Source organism: Allobosea sp. LC85, from assembly GCF_000735605.1.
Lineage (GTDB): Bacteria > Pseudomonadota > Alphaproteobacteria > Rhizobiales > Beijerinckiaceae > Allobosea.
In genome coordinates this window covers 37,336-53,781 of sequence record NZ_JPKG01000053.1, presented here as the reverse complement: position 1 = coordinate 53,781, position 16,446 = coordinate 37,336, and the positions used below count along the sequence as shown (strand labels likewise).

The following is a 16,446-nucleotide window of genomic DNA, read 5'->3' as shown; positions in this document are numbered from 1 at the left end:
GCACCGCTCCCCGGTGCAATGCTTTCGTCGGCTATCATGGAGCTTCCTCAGGCACAAGAAGCCGCCTTCACAAGCTCGGGGGTGGATGTTACGAGCCTTGATCACCATATCGCATGCGGCGGCCGGCCGACCGCCGCCGTCGATGCGAGGCGGTCACTGGGGTTCCGGATCAGCGTTCGATGCAAAATTCCTTCGACATGACGACTTTGGTCTTCCTGGCTCTGGCCGTTTTCGTCGCCTGGAAGCTTAGCTCCGTCCTTGGTCAGAAGACCGGGAGCGAGCAGCCGCCAAAGGATCCCTTCGCCCGGCGCGAGACACCGCCGATGCGGCCCGATCAGGCCGGCGCTCCCGAGGCCAAGCGCGACAATGTCATTCGCCTGCCGGGTGCCGCCAACGATCCTGCTGCGACGGTCGCTCCGGAGGCCGAGCGCTGGAAGGACATTGCGCCCGCCGATTCGCCGATCATCGCCGGCATCGAGGCCATCGTTCGCCAGGAGCAGGATTTCGACCCGAAGGGTTTCCTGCAGGGTGCGAAATCCGCTTACGAGACCATCGTCACGGCCTTCGCCCGCGGTGACCGCAAGGCCCTGAAGGGCCTCCTCGCCAAGGAAGTCTATGATGGCTTCGAGCAGGCGATAACCGACCGCGAGAAGCGTGGCGAGAGGGCGGAATCCTCCTTCGTCTCGATCGACAAGGCCGATATCGCCGCCGTGGATGTCAAGGGCAAGACGGCTCAGGTGACGATCGCTTTCGTCTCGCAGCTGATCAGTGTTGTCCGTGATGCGCAGGGCGTCGTTGTGGACGGCAGCGCCGAGACGGTCTCGGAGGTCAACGATATCTGGACCTTCTCGCGCCAGCTCGGCAGCCGCGACCCGAATTGGCTTTTGGTCGCGACCGAAGCCGGCGCGTGACCCGTGGCCCCGGGCGCATCGCGCTGGTGGCCGCCATGGTGTCCGCTGCAATGACACAGGCGCCCGCCGCCGGTCCGACCTTGCCGCCCGGCGCCCGTTCAGAAGCCATCTCTCCTGCCGCAATACCGGGATGGCGCGATGATGATCACCGCATCGCGCTTGGGATTTTCGCGGCTGGCTGCGCCGCTGATCCGCCGCTTCGGCAAGGCGCGCCGATTCCCGCTGCGCTCGCCGGTATCTGCGCGGAAGCCGGCAGGCTGACGGCCCGTAGGCCGGTCGATCGGACGGTGGCGCGTCGCTTCTTCGAGGATCGTTTCAGTTTCTGGCGCATCCGGCCCAGCGGCGCCGAGCGCGGCTTCATGACCGGTTATTTCGAGCCGGAGTTCGAAGGCTCGCTCACCCCCTCTGCCCGGTTTCCGACTCCGCTCTACGCCCGCCCTGCCGATCTGGTGACACGGCTTGCAGGCGACGACTGGCCTGGGCTGGAGCCTGCCTTGTCCGCTGCCCGCCGCACCTCCAGGGGCCTTGAGCCCTATCCCGACCGAACGGCGATCGAGAGCGGCGCGCTCGACGGGCAGGGCCTGGAAATCGCGTGGCTGCGCGATCCGGTCGACCGCTTCGTGTTGCAGGTGCAGGGCTCCGGCCGGGTCCGGTTGCCGAACGGCAAGGTCGTGCGGCTGGTTTATTCCGGCCGTAACGGCCACACCTATACCTCGCTCGGCCGCGTGCTGAGCGAGCGCGAAAACATCCCACCGGCCGAGATGACCATGGACAAGCTGGTCGCTCGGTTGAAGGCGGATGCCGGTTTCGCCCGGGACCTGATCCGGCTTAACCGCTCCTTCGTCTTCTTCGCCCGCAAGGATGACTTGCCGGCCGATTCGGGGCCGATTGGTGGTGCGGGCCTGCCCCTGACGCCGCTGCGCAGTCTTGCCGTCGACCGCGCCATCTGGCCCTACGGGTTGCCGGCCTGGATTGATGCGACAATTCCCACCGGCAACGGCGAAATGGAGCGGCTGTCACGCCTGATGATTGCGCAGGACACGGGATCCGCCATCGTCGGACCATCGCGGGTCGATCTGTTTGTCGGTTCGGGCCAAGCGGCGGGTCATCGCGCCGGGCTGGTGCGCCATTCCTTTGACTTCACGGTGCTCTGGCCGCGGGCGGAGGCACGCTGAGGGATGCGTCGCCGCCGCGAGAAGACCCTGTCGGAGGCCGACATTGCCCTGTGGCGGCAGGTTGCTCGCTCAGTGACGCCACTGCCGGGGCGGGCCGCGCCGCCCCCTGAGGAGGCTGCAGCGGCATCTGTGCCACCTCCTGCCGAAGCTGCCGCCCCGGTTCTGGTCGCCGCCGTCAAACCCGCCAGGACCACCCCGCCGCCGCTGGCGCCGCTCGAGCGCCGCCTGCGCACTCAGCTGCGCCGGGGAACGCAATCCGTCGAGGCGGTGATCGACCTGCACGGGCTGCGGCAGGATGCTGCGCATGCAGCGCTATGCGCCTTTCTGCGCCGCGAGCAAGCCCGCGGCACCAGGCTGGCTCTGGTCGTCACGGGCAAGGGCGCGGCGGGCGATGCCATCTTCGGGGAAGAGCGTGGCGTCCTGCGCCGCAGCGTGCCGCACTGGCTGCGGCTACCGGATCTGCGTCCGTTCGTTGTCGGCTTCGAGGAGGCAGAGCAGCGCCATGGCGGCGCCGGCGCGCTCTATATCCGCCTGCGCCGGCACCGCGAGAGCGGCGCGTGACACCCTTCGGCCAGCGCGTCCGGGAATTGCGCGCAGCGCGCGGCGTGACGCTGGCCAAAATGGCGACAGCACTGGGCGTTACGCCGGCCTATCTCTCGGCCCTGGAACATGGCAAGCGCGGCCAGCCGACTTTCGCGTTGATCCAGGGCGTGATCCATCTGCTCGGCGTGATCTGGGACGAGGCTGACGAACTCGTTCGTCTCGCCGAGCTGTCCCACCCGCGCATCACGGTTGATACCGCGGGGCTCGCACCGGAGGCGACGTTGGTTGCCAACCGGCTCGCCCTTGAGATCGCCGAGCTCGGTCCCGACGAACTCGCCGCGCTGCGCGCCGTGCTTGATCAGGCGAGTCGCCGGCGCGGCCGCGCTTGACCGCGCCCGGTCCTGATGCGAAACGCCCGTCATTCGTCCCATCCTCGCCAACCCTCGGAACTCCTTCATGAAAAATGCCCGTTACGATGTCCTGGCGCTCGGCAACGCCATCGTCGATGTCATCGCTCGCGCAGAAGAGGATTTTCTGGTCGCGCATGAGCTGACCAAGGGCGCGATGATGCTGATCGACGAGCCCCGTGCCGAGACGCTCTACGCGGCGATGGGCCCGGCCAAGGTCATCTCGGGCGGTTCTGCTGCCAATACCATTGCGGGCCTTGCCTCCTTTGGCGGCAAGGGCGCCTTCATCGGCAAGGTGAAGCAGGACGAGCTCGGCAAGCTCTACCGGCACGATCTGACCTCGCAGGGCGTCAGCTTCGACACCGCCTTCGCCGCCGAAGGGCCGGCGACCGCCCGTTCCTTCATCTTCGTCACGCCTGATGGCGAGCGCACGATGAATACCTATCTCGGTGCCTGCCAGGGCCTCACTGTCGCGGATGTCGACAAGGCTACGGTCCAGAACGCCGACATCATCTATCTCGAAGGCTATCTCTGGGATCCGCCGGCGGCGAAGGAAGCCTTCCGCAAGGCCTCGGAGTTTGCTCATGCAGCTGGAGGCCGTGTCGCGATCACCCTGTCGGATTCCTTCTGCGTGGATCGTTATCGCGACGAGTTCCTCGGGCTGATCCGCAACCGGCTGGTCGATATCGTCTTCGCCAATGAGCACGAGCTGAAGAGCCTCTACCAGACCGGCGACTTCGACAGCGCGCTCAGCGCCCTGCGCGCCGAGAATATCATTGCGGCCGTGACGCGCTCGGAGAAGGGCGCCCTTGCGGTGACGCCGGACGGCATCGTCGCCGAACCGGTCTTCCCGGTGGAGCGGATCGTCGATTCGACCGGTGCTGGTGACCTCTTCGCCGCGGGTTTCCTCTTCGGTCTGACCTCGGGCCGCGAGGTGCGGGACTCGCTGCGGCTCGGCGCGCTCGCGGCCGCCGAAATCATCAGCCATGTCGGTGCAAGGCCGGATGTGAACCTGAAGGTGCTGGCGAGCGACAACGGCCTGCTGTGAGCCGATCGGATTTCAGGCTCGGCGTGTCGTGGTTGGGCCTGTCCCGATCGTGACACGCCTTTCCACGGACCGCGTCGCAAGGCGCGGCTGCTCGGCTGGGACCGAGCACGACGGTTTCAATACAGCGTTGCCTTCACGCGCTCCGGCAGCGCCTTGTCATAGGCAGCACCGTCAAAGGTTTCGATCGACTCATTCCGCGCGGTGATGTCGCGCAGGATCTGCCCGGCGCTTGGCAACTCGCGCCTGTCGGCATGATTGGCCGGGTTCCAAAGGTCGGCCCGGACCACCGCGCGTGAGCACTGGAAGTAGACCTGTTCCACATGGACCACGATCACGCAGGCCGGCAGCTTTCCGGCCATCTCGAAGCGCGCGCAGAGCGCCGGGTTGGTCGAAAGCGTCGCTGTGCCGTTCACCCGCAGGGTTTCGCCGTAACCCGGGATCAGAAAGAGCATTCCGATTCGCGGATCGAACAGGATATTTCTTAACGAATCCAGACGGTTATTGCCTTTTCTGTCGGGAATGAGGAGCGTTTTCGCGTCCCGGACCGTGACAAAGCCCGGCAGATCCCCGCGCGGCGAACAATCCAGGCCCTCCGGACCGCTGGTCGCGAGCACCATGAAGGGCGAGGCAGCGATCAGCGCAGCATAGTTCTCGTCGACATGGTCGATCTGCTTGGCGATCGAGGCCGGCGCGACCGGGTTGGGATACCGGGCGGCGAGCGTCTCGAGCGACGTGATGCTGTGGTCTGTCATGCCGATCTCCAAGAGCCAATAAGTCTAGACTATTGACAGGCGAGCGTGAGCGCCAGTCCTAAGCACCGCAAAAAGGAAAACGCCCCGCATCGTCAGATGCAGGGCGTCCTGTCGTCAGGCAATGAAGCCGGAGCTTACTCGCTGGCGGACTGCTTCTCGCGGGCCTTCTCGGCGTCGCGGGCAGCCTTGAGCTTCTCGGTCAGATCCTCGCCGGTCTCCTGATCGACGACCTTCATCGAGAGGCGGATCTTGCCGCGCTCGTCCTGGCCGAGGAACTTCACCTTGACCTTGTCGCCTTCCTTGACGACGTCCGAGACCTTCTGGACGCGCTGGGCGGCCAGCTCGGAGATATGGACGAGGCCGTCCTTGGCGCCGAAGAAGTTCACGAAGGCGCCGAACTCCATGATCTTCACCACGGTGCCGTCATAGATCATGCCCGGCTCGGCTTCCGAGACGATCGACTTGATCCACTTGATCGCGGCTTCGATCGACTTGCCGTCGGCCGACGCGATCTTGATGGTGCCATCGTCCTCGATGTTCACCTTGGCGCCGGTCTTCTCGACGATCTCGCGAATGACCTTGCCGCCCGAACCGATGACTTCGCGGATCTTGTCGACCGGGATCTTCATCGTCTCGATGCGCGGAGCATACTCGCCGAGCTGTGCGCGCGAGGTGGAGAGCGCCTTGGACATCTCGCCGAGGATGTGGTCACGACCGCCCTTGGCCTGGCCAAGCGCGACCTGCATGATCTCCTCGGTGATGCCGGCGATCTTGATGTCCATCTGCAGCGAGGTAATGCCCGCAGCGGTGCCGGCCACCTTGAAGTCCATGTCGCCGAGATGATCCTCGTCGCCGAGGATGTCGGAGAGCACCGCGAAGCGCTCGCCTTCCAGGATCAGGCCCATGGCGATGCCCGCAACCGGAGCCTTCAGCGGCACGCCGGCATCCATCAGCGCCAGCGAGGTGCCGCAGACGGTGGCCATCGAGGAGGAACCGTTCGACTCGGTGATCTCCGAGACGACGCGGATCGTATAGGGGAACTCGCCCTTGGCCGGCAGCATCGGACGGATGGCGCGCCAGGCGAGCTTGCCATGGCCGATCTCGCGGCGGCCGGGCGAACCCATCCGGCCGGTTTCGCCGACGGAGTAGGGAGGGAAGTTGTAATGCAGCAGGAAGGTTTCCTTGTAGGTGCCTTCCAGCGAGTCGATGAACTGCTCGTCATCGCCGGTGCCGAGCGTGGTCACGACCAGCGCCTGGGTTTCGCCGCGGGTGAACAGCGACGAGCCGTGGGTGCGCGGCAGGATGCCCGCTTCGGCCACGATCTTGCGGACCGTCTTGACGTCGCGACCGTCGATGCGGATGCCGTCGTCAAGGATGTTCCAGCGCACGATCTTGGCCTGGGCTTCCTTGAACTGGCCGGCGACCTGCTCCTTGGTGAAGGTCTTCACGCCATCCGGCTCGGCCGAGACCAGCGCCTCGACGACCTTCGCCTTGACGGCGTCGACGGCCTTATAGCGCTCGGCTTTGGCGGTGATCTTGTAGGCGGCGCGGAGCTCCGCTTCGCCAACCTTGAGCACGGCGTCGAGGATCGCCGACTGGTCGGCCGGCTGGAAGTCGCGCGGCTCCTTGGCAGCCTTTTCGGCCAGGCGGATGATGGCGTCGATCACCGGCTGGAAATGCTTGTGGCCGAACATCACGGCGCCGAGCATGATCTCCTCGGAGAGCTCCTTGGCCTCCGACTCGACCATCAGGACGGCGTCCTGGGTACCGGCAACGACGAGGTCGAGGCTCGATTCCTTGATCTCGTCGACCAGCGGGTTGAGCTTGTAGGCGCCGTCGAAATAGCCGACGCGGGCGGCGCCGACCGGGCCCATGAAGGGCACGCCGGACAGGGTCAGCGCGGCCGAAGCGGCGACCATCGCGACGATGTCGGGATCGTTCTCCAGGTCATGCTGGAGCACGGTGCAGACCACCTGCGTGTCGTTCTTGTAGCCGTCGGCAAAAAGCGGGCGGATCGGGCGGTCGATCAGGCGGGAGACCAAGGTCTCCTTCTCGCTCGGGCGGCCTTCGCGCTTGAAGTAGCCGCCCGGGATACGGCCGGCGGCGAAGGTCTTTTCCTGGTAATTCACGGTCAGCGGGAAGAAGTCGAAGCCTGGCTTCGGCTCCTTGGCCGAGACCACAGTGGCGAGCACGACAGTCTCGCCGTAGGTGGCGAGCACGGCGCCGTCGGCCTGGCGGGCGACCTTGCCGGTTTCGAGCACGAGCTTGCGCCCGCCCCAGATCAGCTCTTCGGTTTGGATGTCGAACATGGTTCTCTTTCGGATCGGATGTGGCACCCGTCCGGACGTCTCAAGCCCATGGGCAAGACGGCGGAAAGCTCGGGAGACGGTGAGCGTTGCGCCCGAGCGCTCGGCGATCCTGCCATGGACGTCGGGGCGTCCGGCGGAAGCCTGCGGCTAAGCCACCCATGCGGCCGCCGCGTTGGAGTCAGGGCGCCGCACCATTGCGGCCAGACCCTGGAGTATGAGCATCATGTCGTCCAAAAAGTGGTTTCCACTTTTCGGCATCATGCTCTTGAAAAGCCGCCCGGAACCGATCGGTGCCGGGCGGGAAGCTCTTGCGATCGATCAGCGGCGGATGCCGAGCTTCTCGATCAGCGTCCTGTAGCGCGCCTCGCTCTTGCCCTTCAGATAGTCGAGCAACGAACGGCGCTGCGAAACCAGCTTGAGCAGGCCGCGACGCGAGTGGTTGTCCTTGACATGCGACTTGAAGTGACCGGTCAGGTTGTTGATGCGCTCCGTCAGGATCGCGACCTGGACCTCCGGCGAACCGGTGTCATTCGGCTTGGTGGCATGTTCCTTCACGAGCGCGGTCTTGCGCTCCGGCGTAATCGACATCGTGTGATCCTTCGGTTGGATGTTGATCTGGCGGGCCAGGCCGGGATGTCGTCCAGCAAGGTCCGAAACCCGCAATCCACCTCATCAGTGGAGGAGATGCGCAGCCAGCCGCAAGGCTGGTTGGCGCGGGATATACACGAAACTGGGCAAAACGCTAGCGCGGCGACGAGGCAGGCCGGGGCAGGCCGCGGTCGTAGCGCCTCTGCGCTTCCTCGACCTCGCCGATATGGGTCTCGGCCCAGCGCGTCAGTTCGTTCACGGTCGCTGCAAGCGTGCGGCCGAGGTCGGTCAGCGAATACTCGACAGTCACGGGCACGGTGGGGAAGGCCTCGCGGCTGATCAGCCCATCGCGCTCCAGGCTCCGCAATGTCTGCGAGAGCATCTTTTGCGAGATGTTGTCGATGCGTCGGCGCAGCTCGTTGAAGCGCAGCGTCCCCTCTCCGAGCAGGATCAGGATCAGCACCGCCCATTTGTCGCCGATGCGGTCGAGGACCTGGCGCGTCGGGCATTGCGCGTTGAAGGCGTCCGGGCGTTGCAGCATCGTGGTTTCCTTGAGGTGACCATGTCGCGTGAAAGTGCCTTCTTTACGAGGCTCCACGCTACCGCCATCTAGTATCACACAGGATGTTGGTTCCTGAAAGATACTTGGCCAAAGGCAGATCTCATGAAAATCGCTCTCATCGGCGCCACCGGCTTCATCGGCTCGCGCCTGCTGGCCGAACTGACCCTCCGCGGACATGCGGTTTCGGCGATCACCCGCAACCCTGAAAAGGTCGCAGCGGCGGCCGGCGTGACCGCGCTCAAGGGCGATGTCTTCGATCGCGACGGGCTGGCCGCCTTGCTCGCCGGCCATGACGCAGTGATCAGCGCCGTGCATTTCACCGCGAGCGACCCGGCGGTCCTGCTGGCCGCCGTCACCCAGTCCGGCGTGAAGCGCTATCTTGTCGTCGGTGGCGCAGGCAGTCTCGAGGTCGCGCCTGGCAAGCAGCTGTTCGACACGCCGGAGTTCCCGGCGATTTATCTGGCCGAGGCGAAGAAGGGCGGCGCCTTCCTCGATCTGCTCAAGGCTGAGAGCGAACTGGACTGGACGTTCCTGTCACCCTCTGCCCTGATCCAGCCCGGCGAGCGCACCGGCAGGTTCCGCCTCGGCAAGGATCAGCTTCTGGTCGATGCGCAGGGCAAGAGTGCGATTTCGGCCGAGGACTACGCGATCGCACTGGTCGACGAGCTGGAGAAGCCCGCCCATTCGCGCCAGCGCTTCACCGTCGGTTACTGAGCCATCGCGTGCCTTCAGGCTTTCTGGTAGCGGCGGCCGCCGAGATGCAGGCCGCTGCGGCGCAGTTCGCCCAGGGCAACGAGGCCGGTATCGTCTTCGAAATAGAGGCGCGACCGGTCGATTTCGTAGCGACCGCTAAAGGCATGAGGCGCGGTGTCCCGCCGCTTGCCGTAGCGGCCGCCGCGGCGCAGATCGAGCCGGACCGCGCCATCCTCAGTGACCCATAGCCCGACCACGGCCCGCTCGGCCGGACTTAGCGGCTCGGGGAGGTCGAGATCGATTTCGAGCGGTCGCGCGGGCTTCATGGGCGGCACGATGCTGGCGGCAATGGCGCCAATGGCTTGGAAAAGGGCGAAGGACATGGTCCTGGCTCCGTGAAAATGAGTGGGGTCGCCGCTCAGTAGGGGCTGGCCGCAGGCCGCACGATGATCTCGCTGACATCGACCTCGCCGGGCTCCGCGATCGCGAAGGCGATAGCGCGTGCGATCGCCTCGGGCTCGATCGCGGTCTTTCGGAAGCCGACCATGGCATCGCGGGCGCCTTCATCGGTAATGGTATCGGCGAGTTCCGAGCGCGTGACACCAGGCGAGATCACCGTGACGCGGATATCATCGTGTTCCTGACGCAGCCCCTCGGAGATGGCGAGAACCGCGAACTTCGTGGCGCAATCGACCGCAGCGGTCGGGTAGACGCTGTGCCCGCCGATCGAGGAGAGATTGATGAAGTGGCCAAACCCCTGGCGCTTCATCATCGGCAGCCCGGCGGCGATGCCATGCAGCACACCCCGGATATTCACGTCGATCATCCGGTTCCACTCGTCGAGTTTGAGCGCGGCGAGCGGCGAGAGCGGCATCACGCCGGCATTGTTGACGACGACGTCCACCCGCCCGAATTCGACCTGCGCGAAGGCAAGGAATGCTTCCACGCTGGCGGCGTCGGTCACATCGAGCGTGGCGTAGCGGGCGCTCCCGCCTTCCGCGCTGATCGCCTTGGCGAGCGCCGCCAGGCGCTCTGTCCGGCGGGCCCCGAGGACAACCTGCGCCCCTCTTTGGGCGAGGAGCCGAGCCGTCGCCTCGCCGATACCGCTGCTGGCTCCGGTAATGACGACAACCTTGTTCGTGAGTTCCGACATGATGATCTCCCGCTCTTGAAGCCGGTGGCGTCGTGCCGTCCGGTGTGAGCGGACCATGCCGCGTCAGCCTCCCGGGGTGGTAGATCATTGCGCCGGAAGGATTGCCTGATTCTCCTGGAACGGAACTCACACCTCGCCCCATTGGCCGCTTTCATTATATGAAAGCCCAAGGCGCGCCTGGATCGCCGTCGCCGGAGGATAGGGCATGGAAGGACAGCTGCAGGAACTGACGGAACTCCTCGCCCGTTTGATGCCTGCGGATGGCGTGCACCAGAGCGCGATGCCGCGCCTGACCCTCATCCGTGCGTCGCAACCGACAGAGCCCTTGCATGCCTTGCACGAGCCGGCTGTCTGCATCGTCATCCAGGGCCGCAAGCAGGTGATGTTGGGCGACCGCGTCTACCACTATGACGCTTCCCGCTATCTCGTGGTCTCGGTGGATCTGCCGGTGACCGGGCAGGTGATCGAGGCCACGACCGAAAAGCCCTATCTTTGCATTCGCCTGGATCTCGACCCGGCGGTGCTCGGCGCCCTCATGCTCGAGATGTCGGTTTCCGACGCCAACAGCACGGTTCCGCCTGGCTCCGGCATGATGCTGGACCCGGTCACCCCGGAGTTGCTCGATGCTGTGGCGCGGCTGGTTCGGCTTCAGGAAAGGCCGGTCGACATCGCGATCCTCGCCCCGCTCGTCGAGCGCGAGATTCTCTATCGCCTGCTCAGCGGCGAAGCCGGCGCGCGGCTGCGCCAGATCGCCCATGGCGAAGGCAAGCTGCAGCAGGTCAACCGGGCGATCGGCTGGATCAAGCTCAACTACGACAAGGCGTTCAGTCTGGAGAGGGTTGCGGCGGAGGCGTGCATGAGCGCTTCGGCCTTGCACCAGCACTTCAAGGCGGTGACCGCGATGAGCCCGCTGCAGTACCAGAAGCAACTCCGCCTTCAGGAGGCACGGCGACTGATCCTCGGAGCGGCGCTCGATGCCGCTTCAGCAGGCTTCAGGGTGGGCTATGAAAGCCCGTCGCAGTTCAGCCGGGAATACAGCCGCCTGTTCGGCGCGCCGCCCTTGCGTGACGCTGCACGTTTGCGCGCCACGCAGTTCAGTCTCGTCCCGGCCTAAAGCATCGGCCCGAAAAGTGGATCGCGGCTTTCGGGAAAACCGATGCAAACGCAGAAGGTTGGATCATCGGGCCGGGTACGATATCCGGTCCGATGATCTAGAGATTGAAGACCCGGTGCGGCACCAGCTCGCCATTGCTGATCGAGCCAGTGGCGATCAGCACGCCGCCGCTGGTGGCATAGACAGCTTCCGCCTCGATCGGTGCGTCGCGACCGCGCAGTAGTGCGCTCTGGCCACGCTTCAGCCGCAGGGCCGCGTCGCGATGGACCACGATCTCCGGAATGAGCTCAAGCGCCGCCGCGACCGGCCGGAGCGCGCCCTCGGCCTCTTCCTGACTGCTGCGCAGCGTCTCGACGGTCGTCGCATCGGTCACCGCGAAGGGTCCGACGCGGGTGCGCCTGAGATGCGCGACATGCCCGAGACAGCCGAGCGCAACGCCGAGATCGCGCGCGATCGCGCGCACATAGGTGCCCTTGCCGCATTCGGCCTCGAAAGTCGTCGTCGCGCCGTCATGGCTGACGATCGACAGCGCATCGATCTCCACCGGGCGCGGCTCCAGCACCACCTCTTCACCGTCCCGGGCGAGGTCATAAGCGCGTTCGCCGGCGATCTTGATGGCCGAGTATTTGGGAGGCGTTTGCAGGATCGTGCCTGTGAAGCGCGGCAGCAAGGCCGCGATGGCGTCTTCCTCCGGCCGCAGCTCCGAGGTCGCGATCACGCGGCCTTCGGTATCGTCGGTCTCGGTCTGCGAGCCCCAGGCGACGGTGAACTGATAGGCCTTCCGACCATCCATGACGAAGGGCACGGTCTTGGTGGCCTCGCCCAGCGCGATCGGCAGCAGGCCTGAAGCGAGCGGGTCGAGCGTGCCGGCATGGCCGGCCTTCTTGGCGCTGAAGGCGCGTTTCACCACGCTGACCGCATGGGTCGAGGTCATGCCGACGGGCTTGTCGAGCACCACCCAGCCATGCACGTCGCGCTTCTTCGGGCGCGGCTGCTGCGCGTGCTGAGGCGCCACGGTCTCGCTATTCGTCGTCATGATGGTCGTCTTGGTCGATCTTCAGGGGCTGGCGCAGCGTGTCACGGCGCACCGTCTCGGAATCGAGCAGCGCATCGATACGCTCGGCTTCCGAGAAGCTCTCATCCTGCCGGAAGCGGATATCGGGCGCGTATTTCAGGTTCACCCGATGGGCGATCTCGCCCCGGATATAGCGCTTGTGGCCGTCGAGCGCCTTCAGAACCGGTGCGATGTCATTGCCGCCGAGCGGCATGATATAGGCCGTCGCGAGCTTGAGATCGGGCGAGAGGCGGACCTCCGGCACGGTGATGACATGTTTCGCCAACACATCGTCGTGAATGTCGCCACGTGCGAGCATCTCGGCCAGTGCGTGACGGATGAGCTCGCCGACGCGCAATTGTCGCTGCGAGGGGCCGCTGGGTTTTGCTGGTCTTGCCATGGTTCTCGTTCTCCGGACTCGGACCGGATGAGCGTGGATCGTAGAAACGTCATGGCCGGGCTTGGCCCGGCCATGACGTCAAGGTTCTGCGAAGGAGCGCGCGCTCGTCATCGTGAGGTGGTCGGGACAAACCCGGCCACGACGGATCACAGCGTCCGCTTGATCTCCTCGACGCGATAGCACTCGATCACGTCACCAGCGCGCATGTCCTGATAGTTCTCGAAGGACATGCCGCATTCCTGGCCTGCAACCACTTCCTTGGCGTCGTCCTTGAAGCGCTTCAGCTGCGAGAGCTTGCCTTCGTGGACCACGACATTGTCGCGGATCAGGCGGACATTGGCGCCGCGTTCGATCGTGCCGTCGGTGACGCGGCAGCCGGCGATCTTGCCGACCTTCGAGACGTTGAAGATCTCGAGGATCTGGGCATTGCCGAGCATCGTCTCGCGCAGGGTCGGAGCCAGCAGGCCCGACATCGCCGCCTTCACGTCATCCACGAGGTTGTAGATGATGTTGTAGTAGCGGATTTCGACGCCCGCCCGTTCGGCCGCCTCGCGCGCTTCCTTGTGGGCACGCACGTTGAAGCCGATGACCGCGGCGCCCGAAGCCTGGGCGAGCGTGATATCGGACTCGGTGATGCCGCCGACGCCCGACTGCAGCACGCGTGCACGCACCTCGTCGTTGCCGACCTTCTCGAGCGTACCGACGATGGCCTCGACCGAACCCTGCACGTCGCCCTTGACGACGAGGGGGAATTCCTTGCGGCCGGCGCCTTCCTTGAGGTCGCGCATCATTTCGGCGAGCGAGCGGCCCGCACCTGATCCGCCGCCGCGCGCGGCGATACGGTCGCGCTTCTGGCGCTCACGGTAATCGGTGACCTCACGGGCACGTGCCTCGGATTCGACCACCGCAACCCGGTCGCCGGCCTCTGGCGTGCCATTGAAGCCGAGAACCTCGACCGGGAGCGACGGAGGCGCTTCCTTGATCTGAGCACCGGTGTCGCCGATCAGAGCGCGCACGCGGCCCCATTCCGAGCCTGCCACGACAATGTCGCCGGTGCGCAGCGTGCCGCGCTGGACGAGCACGGTCGCGACCGGGCCGCGGCCGCGATCGAGCTTCGCCTCGATCACGGTGCCTTCGGCAGCGCGGTCGGGATTGGCCTTGAGATCGAGCAGTTCAGCCTGCAGGGAGATGGCCTCGAGAAGCTTGTCGAGGTTCTTGCCGGTCTTGGCCGAAACCTCGATTTCCAGCGTCTCGCCGCCCAGCGTCTCGACCTGGATCTCGTATTGCAGCAGCTCGGAACGCACGCGGTCCGGGTTGGCGTCGGCCTTGTCGATCTTGTTGATCGCCACGATCAGCGGCACCTTGGCGGCCTTGGCGTGGTTGATGGCCTCGACCGTCTGGGGCATTACGCCGTCATCAGCCGCCACCACGAGAACCACGATATCCGTCACCTTGGCGCCGCGCGCACGCATTGCCGTGAAGGCGGCGTGACCGGGGGTATCGATGAAGGTCACCTTCGAGCCGGCCGGCGTCGTCACCTGATAGGCGCCGATATGCTGGGTGATGCCGCCAGCTTCGCCGGTCACGACATGGGTCTGGCGGATCGCGTCGAGCAGCGAGGTCTTGCCGTGGTCGACATGGCCCATGATGGTCACGACCGGCGGACGCTGCGTCAGCATCTCATCGGTGTCGGGCGTATCGAACAGGCCCTCTTCAACGTCGGATTCGGCGACGCGCTTGACGGTGTGGCCCATTTCCTCGGCCACGAGCTGAGCGGTGTCGGCGTCGATCACGTCGGTGATCTTGTGCATCGCACCCTGCTTCATCAGCAGGCGGATGACGTCGACGCCACGCTCGGTCATGCGGTTGGCGAGTTCCTGGATCGTGATCGTCTCGGGGATGATCACCTCACGCATCACGCGTTCCTTGGCGACGTCCGAGGCACGGTGCCCGGTCATGCGCTGGACGCGGCGGCGGAAGGCTGCAACCGACCGTGTCCGCTCGTCATCACCGCCGGTGGCGGTCGAGAGCGTCAGGCGGCCACGCGGCTTCTCGCCAGCCTTGGGTGTCTTCGGTGCAGGGGTCGGGGCACCGCGATTGGCAGCACCGGGAGCGCCGCCAGGGCGACGGAACGCCGGCCGGGCTTCACCGTCATCGGGGCGGCTGCGCGGGGCTCCGGCCGAAGGAGCCTGACGGGTCGGGCGGACCACGGCCGGCTCTGCGGCAGCGCTCGGATCACCGGCACGCGGCGGACGCGGCGCGTCGACCCGCGGAGGACGCGAGTCCAGCCGCGGCGGACGTGCGCCGACATCGCGCATCTGCGGACGGGCACCACCGAACTCGCGCGGGCCGGATGCGGGCCGTGCGGCGGGAGCATAGGTTGAGGGCTGGGGCGGCTGCGACTGCTGCTGCGGCGGCGCGGAAGGAGCCGGGGTCGACACCTGCTCACGCGGCTGCTGGGGAGCTGCCGGACGGGCGGACTGCGCATCGTCGCGCTGACGTGCAGCGACCTCGGCGCGGCGCTTCAGCTCGTCTTCCTGACGACGGCGCTCTTCTTCCTCGCGCTGGCGGGCAAGTGCTGCCTCGCGCTCGGCTCGCTCGCGTTCAGCAACAAGCGCACGCTGGCGAGCTTCCTCCTCGGCCTGACGGCGCTCGTCGAGCTCACGGGCTCGCGAGTCGGACAGGGCGCGCTGACGCGCATCCTTCTCGTCGTCCGAGAGCGTACGCAGCAGCATGCCGCCTGGCTTCGGAGCCGCGGGGGCCGGTTGTGGCACGACCGGGCGCGGGGCAGCAGGCTGCACGGCCGGCTGCGGCGCGCGAACCACCGGCGTTTCCTTGACTTCGGGCCCACCGACGCGGCGCTTGACCTCGACGACGACCTGCTTCGAGCGCCCATGCGAGAAGCTTTGCCGAACCGTGCTCTGCTCGATCGGCCGCTTCAGCGTCAGGGTCTTCGGAGGGCTGACCGTCAAAGTCTTGTCGCCCGGGTTTTTGGTATCGCTCATTCCGCTTTCGGTCCTGCCGGTTCGGTCGTGTGTTCGTCTGTCTCGTCGAAATCCGTCGGGCTTTCCGGGCCCAACGCACCGGCATCGCCCGTCCGGTAACGGACGAGCCGACGCCAGCGGGAGAGGAAACCCTCGGCCGCCGGTCCCGGAGCAAGGGCCGCATGTATCACATGTGACCGCCCCAACGCCAATTCCAAATCAGCCGCCGCGAATTCCGCGACAACCGGTGTCTCTCGGAGCTTCAGCCCATCCTCGGCTCGCGCTGCCGCGACCCGCCTGAGAGCCTGTCCTATCTTGCGTCGGCCATCCTCGGCGCCATCGCTGGCTTCGATGACCGCGGCGAGCCGCCCCGATCCGATAGAAGCCTCGACCTTGGCAAAACCGGACGAAACCAGTCCCGCCTTGTTGGCCATGGCCAACGCCTGGACTGCGTCGCGATGCATCAAGCCATCAATCATAACCGCAAGATTAGGCGGTATCGTGACCTTGGTCTTGAGCGAGCGCTCGAAGGCCTTGCGTTTGATCGCCTCGGCGACCGTGGCCGCACTGAGGCTCGTCCAGACGCCGCGGCCCGGAAGCTTGCGGCGCAAATCCGGCGTGAGAACCCCGTCGGGGCTGACCACGAACCGGATCAGATCCTCCGGCGCCTTGACCGCGCGGGTCACGACGCAGCTGCGCTCAGGGCCGTCCTTGTGCGCGGGCCGCGCCGCTTCCGGCCTTTTCATGACGCGC

17 protein-coding genes are annotated in these 16,446 nt (G+C 66.0%); 7 read left to right on the top strand and 10 right to left on the bottom strand.

Annotated elements, in window-relative coordinates; translation table 11 throughout:
* The first annotated feature begins 179 nt into the window (after positions 1-179).
* From FG93_RS23310 to FG93_RS23290, 5 genes are all read left to right on the top strand, one after another.
* Positions 180-911 (top strand): Tim44/TimA family putative adaptor protein, encoded by a 732-nt coding sequence (locus FG93_RS23310; RefSeq protein ID WP_043239115.1) that lies wholly within the window; start codon positions 180-182, stop codon positions 909-911.
* Positions 908-2,086, top strand: a complete 1,179-nt coding sequence (locus FG93_RS23305) for a murein transglycosylase A (protein ID WP_043239113.1) — start codon at positions 908-910, stop codon at positions 2,084-2,086. The genes FG93_RS23310 and FG93_RS23305 overlap by 4 nt, the downstream gene beginning before the upstream one ends.
* Positions 2,087-2,089: 3 nt before the next feature.
* Positions 2,090-2,647: a Smr/MutS family protein gene (locus FG93_RS23300; protein ID WP_043239110.1), complete on the top strand. Its 558-nt coding sequence runs from the start codon at positions 2,090-2,092 to the stop codon at positions 2,645-2,647.
* Positions 2,644-3,018: a helix-turn-helix domain-containing protein gene (locus FG93_RS23295; protein ID WP_043239109.1), complete on the top strand. Its 375-nt coding sequence runs from the start codon at positions 2,644-2,646 to the stop codon at positions 3,016-3,018. Before FG93_RS23300 ends, FG93_RS23295 begins: the two co-directional genes overlap by 4 nt.
* A 67-nt stretch (positions 3,019-3,085) precedes the next feature.
* The gene (locus FG93_RS23290; RefSeq protein ID WP_043239104.1) at positions 3,086-4,084 is read left to right on the top strand and encodes an adenosine kinase; all 999 of its coding nucleotides are present in this window, start codon (positions 3,086-3,088) and stop codon (positions 4,082-4,084) included.
* Positions 4,085-4,200: 116 nt separating this feature from the next.
* Here the strand turns inward: FG93_RS23290 and FG93_RS23285 are convergent, their stop codons facing one another.
* The 4 genes from FG93_RS23285 to FG93_RS23270 form a co-directional block, all read right to left on the bottom strand.
* Positions 4,201-4,836, bottom strand: coding sequence for a pyridoxamine 5'-phosphate oxidase family protein (locus FG93_RS23285; protein ID WP_043239193.1), 636 nt, complete (start codon positions 4,834-4,836; stop codon positions 4,201-4,203).
* 134 nt (positions 4,837-4,970) lie between these two features.
* The gene (gene pnp, locus FG93_RS23280) at positions 4,971-7,145 is read right to left on the bottom strand and encodes a polyribonucleotide nucleotidyltransferase (protein WP_043239101.1); all 2,175 of its coding nucleotides are present in this window, start codon (positions 7,143-7,145) and stop codon (positions 4,971-4,973) included.
* Between the two features lie 318 nt (positions 7,146-7,463).
* Entirely contained in the window at positions 7,464-7,733 is a 270-nt protein-coding gene (gene rpsO / locus FG93_RS23275; protein ID WP_043239192.1) for a 30S ribosomal protein S15, read from the bottom strand.
* Positions 7,734-7,887: 154 nt separating this feature from the next.
* Positions 7,888-8,274 carry a helix-turn-helix domain-containing protein gene (locus FG93_RS23270; RefSeq protein ID WP_200878147.1) on the bottom strand — a complete coding sequence of 129 codons (387 nt, stop codon included), beginning with the start codon at positions 8,272-8,274 and terminating at the stop codon, positions 7,888-7,890.
* Positions 8,275-8,397: 123 nt separating this feature from the next.
* On the opposite strand from FG93_RS23270, the gene FG93_RS23265 reads away from it, so the two are divergent.
* Complete coding sequence (locus FG93_RS23265) at positions 8,398-9,009, top strand: NAD(P)-dependent oxidoreductase (RefSeq protein WP_043239099.1); 612 nt, start codon at positions 8,398-8,400, stop codon at positions 9,007-9,009.
* A 14-nt stretch (positions 9,010-9,023) separates the two neighbouring features.
* On the opposite strand, the gene FG93_RS23260 is transcribed toward FG93_RS23265, so the two are convergent.
* Together FG93_RS23260 and FG93_RS23255 are read right to left on the bottom strand one after the other, a co-directional pair.
* Positions 9,024-9,371 carry an Atu4866 domain-containing protein gene (locus FG93_RS23260; protein WP_052514093.1) on the bottom strand — a complete coding sequence of 116 codons (348 nt, stop codon included), beginning with the start codon at positions 9,369-9,371 and terminating at the stop codon, positions 9,024-9,026.
* Positions 9,372-9,406: 35 nt separating this feature from the next.
* Positions 9,407-10,141, bottom strand: a complete 735-nt coding sequence (locus FG93_RS23255) for an SDR family oxidoreductase (RefSeq protein WP_043239097.1) — start codon at positions 10,139-10,141, stop codon at positions 9,407-9,409.
* Between the two features lie 205 nt (positions 10,142-10,346).
* On the opposite strand from FG93_RS23255, the gene FG93_RS23250 reads away from it, so the two are divergent.
* Positions 10,347-11,255, top strand: a complete 909-nt coding sequence (locus FG93_RS23250; RefSeq protein WP_043239095.1) for an AraC family transcriptional regulator — start codon at positions 10,347-10,349, stop codon at positions 11,253-11,255.
* 97 nt (positions 11,256-11,352) lie between these two features.
* On the opposite strand, the gene truB is transcribed toward FG93_RS23250, so the two are convergent.
* From truB to FG93_RS23230, 4 genes are all read right to left on the bottom strand, one after another.
* Positions 11,353-12,291 (bottom strand): tRNA pseudouridine(55) synthase TruB, encoded by a 939-nt coding sequence (gene truB, locus FG93_RS23245; protein WP_052514092.1) that lies wholly within the window; start codon positions 12,289-12,291, stop codon positions 11,353-11,355.
* Positions 12,278-12,709 (bottom strand): 30S ribosome-binding factor RbfA, encoded by a 432-nt coding sequence (gene rbfA, locus FG93_RS23240; protein WP_043239094.1) that lies wholly within the window; start codon positions 12,707-12,709, stop codon positions 12,278-12,280. The genes truB and rbfA overlap by 14 nt, the downstream gene beginning before the upstream one ends.
* Before the next feature lie 146 nt (positions 12,710-12,855).
* Complete coding sequence (infB, locus tag FG93_RS23235) at positions 12,856-15,714, bottom strand: translation initiation factor IF-2 (protein ID WP_043239092.1); 2,859 nt, start codon at positions 15,712-15,714, stop codon at positions 12,856-12,858.
* Positions 15,711-16,439, bottom strand: coding sequence for an RNA-binding protein (locus tag FG93_RS23230; RefSeq protein WP_043239090.1), 729 nt, complete (start codon positions 16,437-16,439; stop codon positions 15,711-15,713). Before FG93_RS23230 ends, infB begins: the two co-directional genes overlap by 4 nt.
* Positions 16,440-16,446 lie beyond the last annotated feature (7 nt).

Excerpts from the sequence above, each read along its gene's own strand:
- FG93_RS23310 (WP_043239115.1), top strand. The coding sequence starts at position 180 with ATGCAAAATTCCTTCGACATGACGACTTTGGTCTTCCTGGCTCTGGCC.
- FG93_RS23300 (WP_043239110.1), top strand. The coding sequence starts at position 2,090 with ATGCGTCGCCGCCGCGAGAAGACCCTGTCGGAGGCCGACATTGCCCTG.
- FG93_RS23290 (WP_043239104.1), top strand. The coding sequence starts at position 3,086 with ATGAAAAATGCCCGTTACGATGTCCTGGCGCTCGGCAACGCCATCGTC.
- FG93_RS23285 (WP_043239193.1), bottom strand. The coding sequence starts at position 4,836 with ATGACAGACCACAGCATCACGTCGCTCGAGACGCTCGCCGCCCGGTAT.
- pnp (WP_043239101.1), bottom strand. The coding sequence starts at position 7,145 with ATGTTCGACATCCAAACCGAAGAGCTGATCTGGGGCGGGCGCAAGCTC.
- rpsO (WP_043239192.1), bottom strand. The coding sequence starts at position 7,733 with ATGTCGATTACGCCGGAGCGCAAGACCGCGCTCGTGAAGGAACATGCC.
- FG93_RS23270 (WP_200878147.1), bottom strand. The coding sequence starts at position 8,274 with ATGCTGCAACGCCCGGACGCCTTCAACGCGCAATGCCCGACGCGCCAG.
- FG93_RS23265 (WP_043239099.1), top strand. The coding sequence starts at position 8,398 with ATGAAAATCGCTCTCATCGGCGCCACCGGCTTCATCGGCTCGCGCCTG.
- FG93_RS23260 (WP_052514093.1), bottom strand. The coding sequence starts at position 9,371 with ATGTCCTTCGCCCTTTTCCAAGCCATTGGCGCCATTGCCGCCAGCATC.
- FG93_RS23255 (WP_043239097.1), bottom strand. The coding sequence starts at position 10,141 with ATGTCGGAACTCACGAACAAGGTTGTCGTCATTACCGGAGCCAGCAGC.
- FG93_RS23250 (WP_043239095.1), top strand. The coding sequence starts at position 10,347 with ATGGAAGGACAGCTGCAGGAACTGACGGAACTCCTCGCCCGTTTGATG.
- truB (WP_052514092.1), bottom strand. The coding sequence starts at position 12,291 with ATGACGACGAATAGCGAGACCGTGGCGCCTCAGCACGCGCAGCAGCCG.
- rbfA (WP_043239094.1), bottom strand. The coding sequence starts at position 12,709 with ATGGCAAGACCAGCAAAACCCAGCGGCCCCTCGCAGCGACAATTGCGC.
- infB (WP_043239092.1), bottom strand. The coding sequence starts at position 15,714 with ATGAGCGATACCAAAAACCCGGGCGACAAGACTTTGACGGTCAGCCCT.
- FG93_RS23230 (WP_043239090.1), bottom strand. The coding sequence starts at position 16,439 with ATGAAAAGGCCGGAAGCGGCGCGGCCCGCGCACAAGGACGGCCCTGAG.